Here is a 16025-nt window from a genome sequence, read left to right on the forward strand (position 1 = left end):
TCCTACGGGAGACGGTATGGAAAGGAATCCGGGTAAAACGGGCATTTTAAGAAGAGCCGCCTGACTTGGGGGGAATCTGCTGCAAGTTCGTCGGATGCATTCGTCTTTTGAGCCACGCGGACACGTCGTCGAGGAAGGCGTAGACCACCGGCACCACCACCAGCGTGAGCAGGGAGGAGGCCAGCACGCCGCCGATGACGGCCTGGCCCATGGGAGCGCGCTGTTCGGAGCCTTCGGTGAGCGAAAAAGCCAGAGGCACCATGCCGAAGACCATGGCCAGGGTGGTCATGAGGATGGGGCGCAGGCGCACGCGGGCGGCCAGCAGCAGGGCTTCGCGGCGGGGCAGGGGGGCGGTTTCGTGGCCTTCGCCTGCATCGCCGGCCCGGGCGCGGTTGGCAAAGTCCACCAGCAAGATGGCGTTCTTGGTGACCAGGCCCATCAGCATGATGACGCCGATGATGGAGAACATGTTGACGGTGGAGCCGAATACCAGCAGCGTGAGGACCACGCCGATGAGGGTGAGCGGCAGGGAGCTCATCAGCGCGATGGGCTGCAGGAAGCTGCGGAACTGCGAGGCCAGGATCATGTAGATGAAGACGATGGCCAGGCCCAGCGCAGACAGGGCGTAGGCGAAGGACTCCTGCATGTCCTTGGTGGAGCCGCCGAAGCGGTAGTGGTAGCCGCTGGGCCAGGGCATGTCGTCGAGCACCTTGCGGATGTCGGCAGAGACTTCGCCCATGGAGCGGCCGGTGAAGTTGGCGGTGATCTCGACTTCGCGGTTGAGGTCGCGGCGGTTGATCTGGGTGGGGCCGAGGCTTTCGACCACGTCGGCGACCTGGCTCAGGCGGACCTGCCGGGGGCGGCCTTGGGCGTCGGTGCCCATGACCAGGGTGAGATTGCGCAGGTCGTCGGCGGTGCGGCGGGCGTCGGGGTGCAGGGAGACGCGGATGTCGTAGTTTTGCTCGTCTTCGGCGCGCCAGCTGCCCACCACTTTGCCTTCGACCAGCACGCTCAGGGCCTGGCTGACGGCGTTGACGTTGAGGCCGAGGTCGGCGGCGGCATCGCGGCGCACGCGGATGTCTAGCGTGGGCTTGTCGGCCTTGAGGCTGGTGTCGAGGTCGACCAGGCCGGGAATGTGGCGCAGGCGGGCCAGGGCTTCGGTGTTGAGGCGCTGCAGCTCTTTCATGTTGCTGCCCTGGATGGACAGCATGATGGGTTTGAGGCCGGCGACCGCATCGAGCAGGCCCACGTGGGTGACGGTGATGCCGGGCAGGGCGGACAGGGCTTCGCGCAGCGGTGCCGAGAGCTGATCGACGTTGCGCTGGCGGAGGTGACGGTCGGTCAGGCGCACGTAGACGGAAACCTGGTTGCGGCCCAGGGCCTGGCCGGTGTTGATGGTGGACAGGGTGTAGGCTACTTCCGGCATCTGGCGGATGAGCTGTTCGACTTCGCGGGTGCGCGCTTCAGTGGCTTCGAGCGAGGTGCCCGAGGGGGTGTAGAAGTTGACGAAGGTTTCGGAGTAGTCGGCCTTGGGCACGAATTCGGTGCCGACCAGGGGCATCAAGGCCACGCTGCCGACCAGGGTGGCCGTGGCGACGACCATGGTCCACCATGGGTGGTCGAGGGCGCGGGCGAGCAGGCGTTGGTAGCCCTCGCTGAGGGATTCGGACCAGCGGTCGATGGCGCCGGTGAGGCGACCGAAGGTGCGGTCGTACCAGCTGCGGGGCGCGCCGGCTGCGCCTCGGCCGTGGGCGGCGATGGCCGGGTCGTGCCAGACGCTCGACAGCATGGGGTCGAGCGTGAAGCTGACGAACATGGAGATGAGCACGGCCGCCACGATGGTGATGCCGAACTCGTGGAAGAACTTGCCGATGACGCCGCCCATGAAGCCGATGGGCAGGAAGACGGCGACGATGGACAGCGTGGTGGCCAGCACGGCCAGGCCGATTTCCTGCGTGCCGTCGATGGAGGCTTGCAGGGCGGACTTGCCCATTTGCAGGTGGCGCACGATGTTCTCGCGCACGACGATGGCGTCGTCGATCAGCAGGCCCACGCACAGGCTCAGCGCCATCAGCGTGACCATGTTGATCGAGAAGCCGAAGGCGTGCATGAACAGGAAGGTGCCGATGATGGAGATCGGCAGGGTCAGCCCGGTGATGACGGTGGAGCGCCAGGAGTTCAGGAACAGGAAGACGATGGCGACCGTGAGCACGGCACCTTCGATCAGGGTGGCGCGCACGGTCTGCACGCTGACGCTGATGGGGCGACTGCTGTCACGCACGATGTCGAGCTTCATGCCCGGGGGCAGGTTGGGCGTGATTTCCGTGATGGCGGCGCGCAGGCCTGTCACCACGTCCAGGGTGTTGTCGCCCTGAGACTTGAGCACTTCGAGCGCGAGGGTGCGTTGGCCGTTGAGCAGGGCCAGGGTGTCGAGCTCTTGCGGGCCGTCGACCACGTCCGCGACCTGGCTGAGGCGGATGGGCTGGTCGTTGCGGGTGGCGACCACCAGGCGGCGGAAGTCTTCGACGGTGCGCAGACGGGCGTCGATCTGCACGACGCGTTCGCGGTCGAGGGTGCGCACGCTGCCGGCGGGCTGATCCTGGTTTTCGGTGCGCACGGTGGCGGCGATCTGTTCGGCGCGCAGGCCGAAGGCATCCAAGGCTTGCGGGCGCAGGTACACGTTGATCTGGCGCTTGAGGCCGCCCACCAGGTTGACGCTGCCCACGCCTTCGACGTTCTCCAGGCGCTTGCGCAGGATCTGGTCGGCATAGGTGGTGAGCGCCTGCGGGCTCTGGCTGCCATCGGGGGAGGTGAGGGCGAGTGAGAAGATGGGGCGGTTGGCCGGGTCGAAGCGCAGCACGCGCGGGTCTTCGACCTCGTCACGCATCAGGGGGCGGATGGCGGAGAGCTTCTCGCGCACATCTTCGGCGGCGCGGCGTCCGTCCACGCTCATGTTGAACTGGATGATGACGACGGAGTTGCCCTCGTAGGAGCGAGAGTAGAGCTGGCTGATGCCGGCGACGGTGTTGACGGCTTCTTCGACCTTGCGGGTGACCTCGGTTTCGATGATCTCGGGCGAGGCGCCGGGGTAGGCCATCTGCACGACCAGGGTGGGCAGTTCGATGTCTGGGAACTGGTCAACCTTGAGGCGTTGGTAGGAGAACAGGCCGAGCACCACCAGGGCCATCATCATCATGGTGGCCAGGACGGGGTTGCCAATGGACAGGCGCGTGAACCACATGCTGCGGGCCTGCTTCAGCGTGAGGCTGCGGAGGGCGCGGCCGTTGAGGGGGGGGCCGACGGGGTCGTGGCGGCGCGCAGCGTCACCCGGGCGCCTTCGCGCACGGTGCCGCTGGCATCGGGCAGGATGCGGTCACCGGCTTTCAGCCCTGAGGTGATTTCCACGAAGGGCTGGGCGGCGTCGCCCCCGCGCGCGGCGCGCAGGCCCACTTGCACGGGCACGCGCACGATGCGGTCGCCGTCGATGCGCAGCACCGCGTCGCGGCCGCTGTCGCGGGAGACGGCACTGGCCGGGATGGCCAGGCCTTCACGGGTGTCCACGGTGATCTGCCCTTGCGCAAACAGGCCCTGGCGCAGGGCCGGGTGGCGGGGCAGGCTCAGGTAGACCATCACCGAGCGGGTGTCGGCGGTGGCGCTGGGGTTGATGCGGGCGATGCGGGCGGTCAAGGTCTCGCTCAGGCCGTCGATGCGAAGGGTGGCGGGCGCGTCGATGCGCACCTGGGCGACGTCCTGGGGGCTCAGGGGCACCTGCCACTCCAGGCTGTCAAGGTCGACGATCTCGACGATGCGGGCATCGACATTGAGGCGCTCGCCGGGCTGCACGAAGCGCTGCGAGATTTGGCCGGCCAGGGGCGCGAGGATGCGGGTGTCCTGCCAGGCCTTGTCGGCGAGGCGGGCGGCGGCCTGCGCGGCCTCATAGGTGGCGCGGGTGGAGGCCGCATTGGCCAGCGAGGTGTCGAGGGCTTGGCGCGAGATGAAGCCCTGTTGCACCAGGGCCTGGTTGTTGCGCAGCGTTTGCTCGGCATTGGTCCAGATGGCCTTGGCCGAGGCGGCCTGCTGCTGGGCCTGCTGGCGGCGCAAGCCGACTTCCTGCGTGTCGAGTTGTCCCAGCGACTGGCCCTGGCGCACCGTGTCCCCTTCGCGCACGTGCAGGGCTAGCAATTCGGCTGCCACCTTGGCCTTGACCACGGCCGAGCGTTGCGCGATGAGGCTGCCGGAGATGGGGATGGTCCCGTTCAGGGTGAGCGCCTGGACGGTGTGCACGTCGTGCGGCGCCAGTTGGATGGCGCGCGCTTGCGCGCTTTCGGTGCTTTGGGCCAGCGCGGCTTGCTGCGCTTTGCGGGTCACGATGGCACGGGCAATGCTGCCGCCCAGCACGAGCAGGGCCACACACACCAGCAGCCATTTTTTCCACGAAGACGGTGTTGTCATGAGGTCTTTTCAGAGGACGGCTGAGGGATGGCGAGCCCGTGCAGCAGGATGTCGATCTGGGTGCCCAGGAAACGTTCAGGCTCCAGGGGGACGGGGTTGGCTGCACACACCGAGGTGCAGCGCTTATAGAGGATCAGGAACTGAACCGGTGCGATCATGCCGTGCACGACCGAGGTGATGTCAAGGGCGCGGAATTCACCGCGCGCCATGCCGCGCTCCAGCACGCGGCGCAGCAGGTCGTGCGTGGGGGCCAGCACCTCGTCCATGTAGAACTGAGCGAGCTCGGGGAAGGTGGCCGCCTCGTTCATCAGCAGCACGACCAGGCCGGCCGCTTCGGACGAGCCCACCCTCAGCCACCAGGTGCTGGCCAACTGGTGCAGCAGCTCGGCGCTGGGGCCGTCGTGCACGTCGGCGAGGTTGCCGGCTTCGACGATGACCTCGGTCAGGTAGTGGCGCACCACGGCCTTGAAGAGTTCGTCCTTGCTGGGGTAGTAGAGGTAGAGCGTTCCTTTGGACACGCCTGCCTCCCGCGCCACATCTTCGATGCGGGTGGCCGCCAGGCCTTTGCGAAGGAACAGGCGCAGCCCGGCTTCCAGCAGTTCCTGGGGGCGGGCGGCCTTGCGCCGTTGGCGAGGTTTGGTCGAAGAGGACGGATCGGGCTCGCTCAAACGGATGGACCTTCAGTAACTGACCGGTGGGTCATTAATGTAGCGGGCGGTTTGGCGCCAGGTCAATCGGGCCGTGGCGAGGGTGGGATGCAGGCGAGGGAATGAATCATGAATAATGTTTCCCATGAGCAGCAGACCCCAACCCCAGAGCCGGGCGGCCTACGCCCATTTCAGTCCCATCACGACGCGCTGGATGGACAACGACATCTACGGCCACGTCAACAACGTGACCTACTACAGCTACTTCGACACGGCGGTGAACCGTTATCTGATCGAGGCCGGGGTGCTGGACATCCATGAAGGGGCGGTCATCGGCCTGGTGATCGAGACGCACTGCAACTACTTCGCCCCGCTGGCCTTCCCGCGCAATGTCGAGGCGGGCATCCGCGTGGCCCACATCGGCAAGAGCAGCGTGCGCTACGAGATCGGCCTGTTCGAGGAAGGCGAGGCGCAGTCGGCCGCCAGCGGCCACTTCGTGCATGTGTACGTGGACCGGGTCACGCGTCGGCCTACCGAGTTGCCTGAAGCTTTTGTGCAGGCTTTGAAGGCCTTGCAAGTGCCCGCCGCAGCATGAATCCGTTCGCATCTGTTTGATTGTCTGTTTCCCTTTTTGTTGTCAGGACCCGTCATGAGCAACCCCGCCTCGGTGCCCCGCGCCCCCGATGTCATCACCCCCGAAAGCACGGCCGCCGTGGACGCCGCCATCACTTCGCGCCGCTCCATTCGCCGTTTTCTGCCCACCGAGGTGCCGCGCAGCGTGATCGAGGACATCTTGCGGGTGGCCGCACGGGCCCCCTCGGGCACCAACACCCAGCCCTGGCGCGTGCATGTGCTGACGGGCGCCAGCCTGAAGGCCCTGGTGGACCGCATCATGGCCGCATACAACGACCCGGCTCAGGCGGGGCAGCATCAGGAAGAGTACGACTACTACCCCAAGGAGTGGGTCTCGCCCTTCATCGACCGGCGCCGCAAGGTAGGCTGGGACCTGTACAGCCTGTTGGGCATCACCAAGGGTGACAAGGCCCGCATGCACGAACAGAACGGCCGCAACTTCCGTTTCTTCGACGCGCCGGTGGGCATGATCTTCACCATCGACCGGGTCATGGGCAAGGGCAGCTTGCTGGACTACGGCATGTTCCTGGAGAACATCATGGTGGCGGCGCGTGCGCGCGGTCTCGACACCTGTCCGCAGGCGGCGTTCAATGCCTACCACGCGCTGATCTCGGACCATCTGGGTCTGGATGCCGAGCGCGAGATGGTGGTGGTGGGGATGGCGCTGGGTCATGCCGACCCGGACGCGATCGAGAACACCCTGTTGGCCGAGCGTGAAACGGTGTCCGATTTCGCCACTTTCTGGCCTTGATCTGACGCAGATTCGCCCATCTTTCAAGGGTCTTCACGGGGGTCTGAGGGCGCGGAGTGTCGGACAAAGGCGTCTATGATTTTGTGGATGTGGAAGACGGCATTGTCAAAATGACGCGCCGTCGTCAACCACCAATCTGCGTGTCTTTCCGGAGGACGACCTATGAGCCTGATGGGCCAAATGATGCAAATGCCCCTGTTGATTTCGTCGCTGCTGACCCATGCAGCGCGACACAACGGGGATATCGAGGTGGTGTCCCAGCGTGTCGAGGGCGACATCCACCGTACCAACTGGGCCGAGGTGGAGCTGCGCTCGCGCAAGCTGGCGCAGGCGCTGGCCCGTCTGGGCTGCGAAGCGGGTGACCGCATCGGTACCCTGGCGTGGAACGGCTATCGCCACCTGGAGATCTACTACGGCGTGTCGGGTTCGGAGCTGGTGTGCCACACCATCAACCCGCGTCTGTTCCCGCAGCAGGTCGCATGGATCATCAACGACGCGCAGGACAAGGTCGTCTTCGTGGACCTGAACATCCTGCCGCTGGTGGAAAAGCTGGTGCCCTCGCTGCCTTCGGTCAAGCACGTGGTGCTGATGTGCGACCGCGACAACATGCCGCGCGAACACACGCTGCCCAGCCTGCTGTGCTACGAGGATCTGATCGACGCCGAAGACGGCAACTACACCTGGCCCTCGTTCGACGAGAACGCCGCCGCCAGCATCTGCTACACCTCGGGCACGACCGGCAACCCCAAGGGCGCCGTGTACTCGCACCGCTCTTCGGTGCTTCACGCCTACGCCGTTGCCTTGCCTGACGCCATGTGCATCAAGGGCACGGACGTGGTCTTGCCGGTGGTGCCGATGTTCCACGTCAACGCCTGGGGCACGCCCTACGCCACCGCCCTGGTGGGCTGCAAGCTGGTGCTGCCGGGCCATCACCTCGATGGCGAGTCGCTCTACAAGCTGTTCGAAGCCGAGGGCGTGACGATGAGCGCTGGTGTGCCGACCATCTGGATGGGCCTGCTGAACTACGTCAAGGCCAACAACCTGAAGTTCAGCACCTTCAAGACCACGGTGATCGGTGGCGCTGCCTGCCCGCCGTCGATGATCCGCACCTTCGAGAACGACTACAACGTCGAGGTGGTGCACGCCTGGGGCATGACCGAGCTGTCGCCGGTGGGCACGCTGGGCCGCCTGAAGTCCAAGCACGCCAACCTGCCGCCGGAGGCCAAGCAGAAGATCCTGGAGAAGCAGGGCAAGTCGGTGTTCGGCGTGGACATGCGCATCGTGGACGCCGAGGGCAATGTGCAGCCCTGGAACGGCGTGGCGACGGGCGATCTGGAGGTGCGCGGTCACTGGGTGATCAACAGCTATTTCAACGTCGACAAGTCGCCGTTGCACGATGGCTGGTTCCCTACGGGCGACGTGGCGACCATCGACGCCGATGGCTACATGCAGATCACCGACCGCTCCAAGGACGTGATCAAGTCGGGTGGCGAGTGGATCAGCTCGATCGAGCTGGAGAATGTGCTGATGGCCCACCCGGCCGTGCACGAGGCCGCGGCCATTGCGGCGCATCATCCCAAGTGGGACGAGCGCCCCTTGATGGTGGTGGTCAAGAAGCCCGATGCCGAGGTCACGAAGGAAGAACTGTTGGCCTTCTTCAAGGGCAAGATTCCGAACTGGCAGACCCCGGACGACATCGTGTTCGTGGATGAACTGCCCCACACCGCCACAGGCAAGCTGTACAAGCTCAAGCTGCGCGAACAGTTCCGTGATCACAAGCTGCCAACGGCCTGAGCCGTCGTGTGACATTCCCTCTTCAAGGGTAAACAAGGGCACCTGCGGGTGCCTTTTTTCTTGCGCCAACTGCAAGGTGGAATGTGTGCCCGCACTTTACGGGAAAGCTCTGACTGACCCCCGTGAACATGGGGGATAGATTGGGAGCGTAAGGACTTTTGACCCCCCTCAAAAAGGAGCAAGCGATGCGATTCCCTGTACGAGCTATGAGCGTGATGGTGGCAGCCTCTCTGAGCGCTGGTGCGGTGTTTGCCCAGAAGGGCGAAACCGTGAAGGTGGCCTGGATTGATCCACTCTCGGGCCTGATGGCCAGCGTGGGTCAGAACCAGTTGAAGAGCTACCAGTTCGTCGCGGAAAAGCTCAATGCCAGCAACCCGGCTGGCGTGAAGTTCGAGATCATCAGCATCGACAACAAGCTGAGCCCCGCTGAAACGCTGAACGCGCTGAAGTCGGCCGCTGACCAGGGCGTGCGCTATGTGGTGCAGGGCCTGGGCTCGGGCGCAGCCACGGCGCTGATCGACGGCATCAACAAGCACAATCAGCGCAACCCCGGCAAGGAGATCGTCTTCCTGAATTACGCTGCGGTGGACCCTGATCTGACCAACAGCAAGTGCAGCTTCTGGCACTTCCGTCTGGATGCGGATACCTCGATGAAGATGGAAGCCATGACCACCTTCATCAAGGACCAGAAGGACGTCCAGAAGGTCTACCTGATCAACCAGAACTACGCACACGGTCACCAGGTCTCCAAGTTCGCCAAGGAAAACCTCAAGCGCAAGCGTCCGGACATCCAGGTGGTCGGCGACGACCTGCACCCGCTGGCCCAGGTGCGTGACTTCGCGCCTTATGTCGCCAAGATCAAGGCCTCGGGCGCCGACACGGTGATCACTGGCAACTGGGGTTCGGACCTGGCCTTGCTGGTGAAGGCCGCCAACGATGCCGGCTTGACTGCCAAGTTCTACACCTACTACGCCAACTTCGGCGGCACCCCCACCGCATTGGGCAAGGCGGCCAACGGTCGCGTCTACCAGATCGGCTATGGCCACTACAACCTCGGTGGCTTGAACGGACAGTTGGTGTCCGAGTTCAAGAAGCGTTTCAACGACGATTACTACTCTGCGGCGACCTACTCGGGCCTGCAGATGCTGACGATCGCGATGGCCAATGCCAAGTCGACTGACCCGGTCAAGGTGGCCTACGCGATGGAAGGTCTGAAGTTCAAGACCTTCAATGGCGAGGTCGAGATGCGCAAGACCGACCACCAGTTGCAGCAAACCCTGTACTTGGCCAAGTGGGCGCCCATGGATGCGAAGAACCCGTACAACGTGGAAGGCACCGGCATGACCTTTGTGCCGGTCAAGCAGTTCGACGCGTACGTGGCCAGCACGCCCACCTCTTGCCAGATGAAGCGCCCGTCCTGATGTGAGGCGCCTGAGGGCATGCGAGGGCGCTACGGCGCGTCGCATGCCCTTTTTTTGACCTGATCGTGGTGCCGGCTTGGCCGGTGAACGAACTCTGCGGGCCAGTCATGGAAACGTTTTTTGTCTTTGCCCTCAACGGGCTCAGCTACGGGCTGCTGCTGTTCATGCTCAGCTCCGGGCTGACGCTCATTTTCAGCATGATGGGCGTGCTGAACTTTGCGCACACCAGCTTCTACATGCTGGGTGCTTACTTTGCCTATGCGCTCACGGGCAGCATCGGCTTTTTCCCCGCCTTGATCGTGGCGCCGCTGCTGGTGGGCGCGCTGGGCGCGGCGTTCGAGCGCTATTCGGTGCGCAAGGTGCATCCTTATGGTCATGTGCCCGAACTGCTGGTGACCTTCGGCCTGTCGTATGTGGTGCTGGAAGTGGTGCGCCTGATCTGGGGCCCGGCCAACGTGGACTACCGCGTGCCCGAGGCGCTGGACGGGGCCTTGTTCACCCTGGCCAACATCCAGGGACAGGGCCTGAGCTGGTTTGCGGGCGCCGGTGATGCGGCGATCTGCGCCGCCGCAGGCAACTCGTGCACGCAGTTCCCGATGTACCGCGGCTTCATGGCCCTGGTGGCTCTGGCGATGCTGGTGGCCTTGTGGCTGCTGCTGACCCGCACCCGCATCGGTCTGATCATCCAGGCCGCGCTGACGCACCCCGAGATGACGCAATCGCTGGGCCACAACGTGCCGCGCGTGATGATGGGTGTTTTCGGAGGCGGTTGTGCACTGGCGGGCCTGGCCGGTGTCATTGGGGGCAACGCCTTCGTGACCGAGCCGAACATGGCGGCCTCGGTGGGCGCCATCATCTTCGTGGTGGTGGTCGTTGGCGGCATGGGCTCGCTGGCGGGGGCTTTCTTGGCCTCCATCCTGATTGGCCTGATCCAGACCTTCGCCGTCGTCATCGACGTGTCGGTGGTATCGGTGATGGCGCAACTGGGCAGCCCGGTCTCCTTTGAGCACTGGGCTTATCCCATCTTGAAGATCTCGGTGTCGCAGATGGCGCCGATCCTGCCCTACCTCCTGTTGGTGCTGATCCTGATCTTCCGACCCTAGGGCCTGCTGGGCACCCGCGAGGAGTAATGAGACCATGTCTGACAAGATGTACACATTCCGTCCCGTCAACGTGGGACGGATCGTGCGGTGGTCCCTGGTCGCCTTGGTGCTGCTGGTGGCGCCCAAGGTGTTCACCAGCAGCCTGTCGATGACCATGCTCACGCAGATGGGCATCGCCATCATCGCCTGCCTGTCCTACAACATGCTGTTGGGGCAGGGGGGCATGCTCAGCTTTGGTCATGCGGTGTATTCGGGCTTGGGCTCGTTCGCCGCCATCCATGTGCTCAACAAGGTCTCGGAGGGCGCCTGGAACGTGCCGGTCAGCTTGCTGCCCCTTGTCGGGGGCTTCGCAGGCTTGCTGGTGGCGGCGGTGCTGGGCTCGATCACGACCAAGAAGTCGGGCACCATCTTCGCGATGATCACGCTGGGGATTGGTGAGTTGGTGTTCTCGATGTCGCTGATGCTGCCGGAGTTCTTCGGCGGCGAAGGCGGCATCTCCAGCAACCGCATGGTGGGCGAGCCGTTCATGGGCATCACCTTCGGGCCCGAGATTCAGGTGTACTACCTGATCGCGGTCTACACCTTCGTGTGCACGGTGCTGATGTTCGCTTTCACGCAGACGCCGCTGGGCCGCATGCTCAACGCCGTGCGCGACAACCCCGAGCGGGTCGAGTTCATCGGCTATGACACGCAGCGCGTGCGCTACATCGCCTTCATGATCGCCGGCTTCTTTGCAGGCATTGCGGGCGGCCTGTACACCATCAACTTCGAGATCGTGACGGCCGAGGTGGTGGGCGCGCATCGCTCCGGGGCCTACCTGCTGTTCACCTTCCTTGGGGGCGCCTTGTTCTTCTTCGGGCCGATCATCGGTGCGGTGTTGATGGTGCTGGCCACGGTGCTGCTGTCGGAGATGACCAAGGCCTGGTTGCTCTACCTGGGCATCTTCTTCCTGGTGATGGTGATGTACGCACCGGGGGGCATCTCGGGCCTGATCATGATGAACCTGCGCCTGGCGGCCTATGGCATGTTGCGCCGGCTGTGGACGTCTTACCTGGCGCTGGGTGGGGCGCTGTTGGTGGTCTTGACCGCCGTGGCCGTGGTGGTGGAGATGGTCTATCACATCAAGCTCAACGAGGCCCTGGGGCCGGAGATGAGCTTCATGGGCGCGACGATCAACACCCAAGGGACCGATGCCTGGGTAGGCGCTGTGTTCCTGCTGATCACGGGCGTGGGCCTGTTCGAGTTGGTGCGGCGTCAGTTCGTGCACCAGTGGGAACAGATCCAGGAAGACATCGAGGCGGAGAACCTCCGTCGTCAAATGCATTGAGAGGCCAACCATGAGCGAGCACAAAGCATCTGCACAAGGTCTGGCACTGGAGTTGCGCAGCGTGCGCAAGTCTTTTGGCAAGACCGAGATCATCCGAGGGGCCGAGCTGGCGGTGAAAGCCGGCGAGCGCGTGGCCCTGATCGGCCCCAACGGCGCGGGCAAGTCCACGCTGTTCAACCTGATCAGCGGGCGACTGCCGATCACCAGTGGCGAGATCCTGCTCAATGGCGAGGCCATTCACGGGATGAAGCCCTATGAGATCAACCGCCGCGGCCTGGCCCGCAGCTTCCAGGTGTCCAACCTGTTCCCGCGCTTGAGCGTGTTCGAGAACATCCGCTGCGCGGTGCTGTGGTCGATGGGGGAGCGTTACGCCTTCTGGCGTTTCCTTTCCAAGCTGGATGCGGTCAACCAGCGCGCGGAAGAGGTGCTGGACATGATCCGCCTGCGTCGCAAGCGCGATGTGCATGTCACCTCGCTGACCTACGCCGAGCAGCGTGCGCTGGAAGTGGGTGTGACCATTGCCGGCGGTGGTGACGTGATCCTGCTGGACGAGCCGACGGCCGGCATGAGCAAGTCGGAGACCGCGAACTTCGTGCGCATGATCCGTGAAGTCACGGAAGGCAAGACCCTGCTGACCGTGGAGCACGACATGGGTGTGGTGTTCGGCCTGGCCGACCGCATTGCGGTGCTGGTGTACGGCGAGGTGATCGCCTTCGACACGCCCGAGAACGTGCGGGCGAACGACCGGGTCAAAGAGGCGTATCTGGGTTCGGTGCTGGCGCAGAACCAGGCCGCCGAGGCAGGAGTCTGAGCATGCTGAACATTCAAAACCTGCACGCGTTTTACGGCAAGAGCCACATCCTCCATGGCGTCGACATGGAGGTCAAACCCGGCGAGATCGTCAGTCTGCTGGGCCGCAACGGCTCGGGGCGTTCCACCACCATCAAGGCCATCATGGGCCTGGTGGATGCACAAGGCTCGGTCAAGTGGAATGACCAGGAACTGTTGGGCCACAAGACCTATGACATCGCGCGCCACGGCCTGGGCTATGTGCCCGAAAGCCGCGATGTGTTCCCCAAGCTGACCGTGGAGCAGAACCTGCTGCTGGGCCAGAAGGGGGGCAAGAAGCCTGGACGCTGGAGCCTGGACGACATGTACCAGATGTTCCCGCGCCTGAAGGAGCGCCAGCACACCGAGGCGGGCGTGATGTCGGGCGGTGAGCAGCAGATGCTCACCCTGTGCCGCACGCTGATGGGCGACCCGGACCTGATCATGATCGACGAGCCGACCGAAGGGCTGGCGCCGAAGATCGTGGAATTGGTGGGGGAGTACCTCAAGGAACTGCAAAAGCGCGGCCTGGCTGTGCTGCTGGTGGAGCAAAAGCTCACGATTGCCCTGGACATCTCGCAGCGCTGCTATGTGATGGGCCACGGTGAGGTGGTGTTCCACGGCACGCCCGATGAGCTGCGGGCCGACCAGTACGTCCGCAAGGAGTGGCTGGAGGTCTGATTTTTGGTCCGCATGGCGGAATTCGCGGACTTTGTGGCCTGGGACTTTCCCTGTGTTTGTGCAACACGGGGAGCAAGCTCTGCCACAATCTTCGGATATTCTTACAAGAACTCTTGTCAGAATGAGTTGTCTGGTCGCCAGGCAGAGCGTGGTCGCCGCGTGAGGTGGTGACGCGCGGCCTGGCATCCGTCTATCAACGTCCCGAGATCGCCATGAGCACCACCTACCAAGTCAACGGCGGCGTCGCCGTCATCACCCTGAACAACCCGCCCGTCAACGGCTTTGGTCACAGCACCCGTACCGGGGTGTTTGAGGGTCTGAAGCAGGCTGAGGCTGATGCCTGCGTGCAGGCGGTGGTGATCATCGGTGGCGGCAAGGTGTTCTGCGGTGGCGCTGACATCCGCGAATTCGGCACCCCGGCGGCTTTTGCCGAGCCCGGTCTGCACGCCGTCATCGCGGCCATCGAAGCCAGCAGCAAGCCGGTCGTTGCCGCCATCCATGGCGTGGTGATGGGCGGTGGCCTGGAGCTGGCGCTGGGTTGTCACTATCGCGTGATGGCCCCTGGCGTGCAGGTGGCCCTGCCGGAGGTGAACATCGGCCTGATCCCTGGCGGCGGCGGCACGCAACGTCTGCCCCGCGTCCTGCCGGTCGAGATGGCCTTGCAGATGGTGACGTCCGGTGCCTCGGTGCCCAGCGACAAGCTGGCCAAGGTCCCCGGTCAGCAGTTGATTGCCAAGCTGATCGAGGGTGATTTGCTCGCTGGCGCGCAGGCCTTCGCGCTGGAAGTGGCTGCGGTGCGCCCGATGCCACGCGTGCGTGACCTGCCTGCGCCGGTGGTGGCCGATGCCGGCCTGTTCGACAAGGCTCGCGCCGACATGGCCAAGGCCCGCCGCGGTCTGGTGTCGCCCCAGCGCTGCATCGACGCCATCGAGATCGCCACGAAGGACGACATCGACACCGGCATCCAGAAGGAACTGGAGATTTTCAAGGCCATCATGGTCGGCCCGCAGGCCAAGGCCATGCAGCACGCCTTCTTCGGTGAGCGCGCCGCCAGCAAGATCCCCGATGTGCCCGACAACACGCCCACCCGCGAGGTGAAGCAGGTCGCCGTGATTGGCGCCGGCACCATGGGCGGCGGCATCACCATGTGCTTCCTCAACGCCGGCATCCCGGTGAAGTTGCTGGAGATGAAGCAAGAGGCCATCGACCGTGGTGTGGGCGTGATCCGCAAGAACTACGAAGCCCAGGTGGCCAAGGGCAAGCTGGCGCAGGACAAGTACGAGCAGCGCATGAGCCTGCTCACCACCACCCTGAGCTACGACGACATCGCCCAGGCCGACATGGTGATCGAAGCCGTGTTCGAGAACATGGAGGTGAAGGCCCAGGTGTTCACGAAGCTCGATGCCGTGATGAAGCCCGGTGCCATCCTCGCGTCGAACACTTCGACGCTGGACGTGGACAAGATTGCCGAAGTGACCAAGCGCCCGCAGGACGTCGTGGGCCTGCACTTCTTCAGCCCGGCCAACGTGATGCGTCTGCTGGAAGTGGTGCGCAGCAAGCACACCGCCAAGGACGTGATGGCGACCGTGATGCAGGTGGCCAAGAAGATCAAGAAGGTCGCTGTGGTATCGGGCGTGTGCGATGGCTTCATCGGCAACCGCATGTTCGAACAGTACGTGCGTCAGAGCTTCCAGTTGGTGGAAGAGGGCGCCACGGTGCCGCAGGTGGACAAGGCCGCCGAGGCCTTTGGTTTTGCCATGGGTCCCTTCCGCGTGGGTGACCTGGCCGGTAACGACATCGGCTTTGCCATCCGCAAGCGCCGCCGTGTCGAGCAGCCCGATGTGGTCTACAGCCCCGTGGGCGACGCCATTTGCGAGCTGGGCCGCTTTGGCCAGAAGGTGGGCAAGGGCTGGTACGACTACGAAGCCGGCAAGCGCGACCCGATCCCCTCGGCCGAGGTGCAGGCTTGCATCGACAAGGTCCGTGCAGACAAAGGCATCACGCCGCGCGCCATCAGCGACGAGGAAATCGTCAACCGCCTGGTGCTGGCCATGGTCAACGAGGGCGCCCAGATCCTGAAAGAGGGCATTGCCTCCAAGGCGTCTGACATCGACATGGTCTACCTGACTGGCTACGGCTTCCCACTCGCCTGGGGTGGCCCGATGCTGTATGCCGACCTGCTGGGCCTGCCCAAGGTGGTCGAGCTGATGAAGGGCTTCCAGGCCCTGCCCGGCGCGGACCAGGCCTTCTGGACCCCGGCACCGCTGCTGGCCCGTCTGGTGGCCGAAGGCAAGACCTTCACCGGCAAGGCCTGAGCGGCCCATGCCATCCACAGCTCAGCTTGAGCAGCACTGAGCCCCACCGTGAGGGTCTGCAAGGCGATGGCCT

General features: G+C 64.3%; 12 protein-coding genes. 9 read left to right on the forward strand and 3 right to left on the reverse strand.

Translation table 11 applies throughout. The features are described 5' to 3' along the window. Positions 1–46 precede the first annotated feature (46 nt). Genes RBT42_RS08630 through RBT42_RS08640 form a run of 3 tightly spaced genes read right to left on the reverse strand, consistent with a single transcriptional unit; the run spans position 47 to position 5120 of the window. The gene (locus RBT42_RS08630) at positions 47–3241 is read right to left on the reverse strand and encodes an efflux RND transporter permease subunit (RefSeq protein ID WP_320364148.1); all 3195 of its coding nucleotides are present in this window, start codon (positions 3239–3241) and stop codon (positions 47–49) included. 14 nt (positions 3242–3255) lie between these two features. Then, positions 3256–4452, reverse strand: a complete 1197-nt coding sequence (locus RBT42_RS08635) for an efflux RND transporter periplasmic adaptor subunit (protein ID WP_320364150.1) — start codon at positions 4450–4452, stop codon at positions 3256–3258. Further along, on the reverse strand, positions 4449–5120 hold the full coding sequence (locus RBT42_RS08640) for a TetR/AcrR family transcriptional regulator (RefSeq protein ID WP_320364152.1): 672 nt from the start codon (positions 5118–5120) through the stop codon (positions 4449–4451). The genes RBT42_RS08635 and RBT42_RS08640 overlap by 4 nt, the downstream gene beginning before the upstream one ends. A 124-nt stretch (positions 5121–5244) precedes the next feature. Between RBT42_RS08640 and RBT42_RS08645 the strand changes: the two genes are divergently transcribed. From RBT42_RS08645 to RBT42_RS08685, 9 genes are all read left to right on the forward strand, one after another. Next, complete coding sequence (locus tag RBT42_RS08645) at positions 5245–5694, forward strand: thioesterase family protein (RefSeq protein ID WP_320364154.1); 450 nt, start codon at positions 5245–5247, stop codon at positions 5692–5694. Between the two features lie 54 nt (positions 5695–5748). Further along, on the forward strand, positions 5749–6483 hold the full coding sequence (locus RBT42_RS08650) for a nitroreductase (protein ID WP_320364156.1): 735 nt from the start codon (positions 5749–5751) through the stop codon (positions 6481–6483). Positions 6484–6645: 162 nt separating this feature from the next. Then, positions 6646–8277 (forward strand): 3-(methylthio)propionyl-CoA ligase, encoded by a 1632-nt coding sequence (locus RBT42_RS08655; RefSeq protein ID WP_320364158.1) that lies wholly within the window; start codon positions 6646–6648, stop codon positions 8275–8277. A 185-nt stretch (positions 8278–8462) separates the two neighbouring features. Further along, entirely contained in the window at positions 8463–9698 is a 1236-nt protein-coding gene (locus tag RBT42_RS08660; protein WP_320364160.1) for a branched-chain amino acid ABC transporter substrate-binding protein, read from the forward strand. Between the two features lie 107 nt (positions 9699–9805). Next, entirely contained in the window at positions 9806–10801 is a 996-nt protein-coding gene (locus tag RBT42_RS08665) for a branched-chain amino acid ABC transporter permease (RefSeq protein ID WP_320364161.1), read from the forward strand. Between the two features lie 34 nt (positions 10802–10835). Further along, a complete protein-coding gene (locus RBT42_RS08670) occupies positions 10836–12128 on the forward strand; it encodes a branched-chain amino acid ABC transporter permease (RefSeq protein WP_320364163.1) in 1293 nt (430 codons plus the stop codon). Positions 12129–12138: 10 nt separating this feature from the next. After that, on the forward strand, positions 12139–12939 hold the full coding sequence (locus tag RBT42_RS08675; protein ID WP_320364165.1) for an ABC transporter ATP-binding protein: 801 nt from the start codon (positions 12139–12141) through the stop codon (positions 12937–12939). Positions 12940–12941: 2 nt separating this feature from the next. Then, positions 12942–13637 carry an ABC transporter ATP-binding protein gene (locus RBT42_RS08680; protein WP_320364167.1) on the forward strand — a complete coding sequence of 232 codons (696 nt, stop codon included), beginning with the start codon at positions 12942–12944 and terminating at the stop codon, positions 13635–13637. Between the two features lie 212 nt (positions 13638–13849). After that, entirely contained in the window at positions 13850–15952 is a 2103-nt protein-coding gene (locus RBT42_RS08685; RefSeq protein ID WP_320364168.1) for a 3-hydroxyacyl-CoA dehydrogenase NAD-binding domain-containing protein, read from the forward strand. The last annotated feature ends 73 nt before the right edge of the window (positions 15953–16025 follow it).

Origin of the sequence: Aquabacterium sp. (assembly GCF_034003525.1) — a bacterium.
Classification (GTDB): Bacteria; Pseudomonadota; Gammaproteobacteria; order Burkholderiales; family Burkholderiaceae_C; genus Aquabacterium.

Excerpts from the sequence above, each read along its gene's own strand:
- RBT42_RS08670 (WP_320364163.1), top strand. The coding sequence starts at position 10,836 with ATGTCTGACAAGATGTACACATTCCGTCCCGTCAACGTGGGACGGATC.
- RBT42_RS08630 (WP_320364148.1), bottom strand. The coding sequence starts at position 3,241 with ATGTGGTTCACGCGCCTGTCCATTGGCAACCCCGTCCTGGCCACCATG.
- RBT42_RS08680 (WP_320364167.1), top strand. The coding sequence starts at position 12,942 with ATGCTGAACATTCAAAACCTGCACGCGTTTTACGGCAAGAGCCACATC.
- RBT42_RS08645 (WP_320364154.1), top strand. The coding sequence starts at position 5,245 with ATGAGCAGCAGACCCCAACCCCAGAGCCGGGCGGCCTACGCCCATTTC.
- RBT42_RS08655 (WP_320364158.1), top strand. The coding sequence starts at position 6,646 with ATGAGCCTGATGGGCCAAATGATGCAAATGCCCCTGTTGATTTCGTCG.
- RBT42_RS08685 (WP_320364168.1), top strand. The coding sequence starts at position 13,850 with ATGAGCACCACCTACCAAGTCAACGGCGGCGTCGCCGTCATCACCCTG.
- RBT42_RS08675 (WP_320364165.1), top strand. The coding sequence starts at position 12,139 with ATGAGCGAGCACAAAGCATCTGCACAAGGTCTGGCACTGGAGTTGCGC.
- RBT42_RS08650 (WP_320364156.1), top strand. The coding sequence starts at position 5,749 with ATGAGCAACCCCGCCTCGGTGCCCCGCGCCCCCGATGTCATCACCCCC.
- RBT42_RS08635 (WP_320364150.1), bottom strand. The coding sequence starts at position 4,452 with ATGACAACACCGTCTTCGTGGAAAAAATGGCTGCTGGTGTGTGTGGCC.
- RBT42_RS08660 (WP_320364160.1), top strand. The coding sequence starts at position 8,463 with ATGCGATTCCCTGTACGAGCTATGAGCGTGATGGTGGCAGCCTCTCTG.
- RBT42_RS08665 (WP_320364161.1), top strand. The coding sequence starts at position 9,806 with ATGGAAACGTTTTTTGTCTTTGCCCTCAACGGGCTCAGCTACGGGCTG.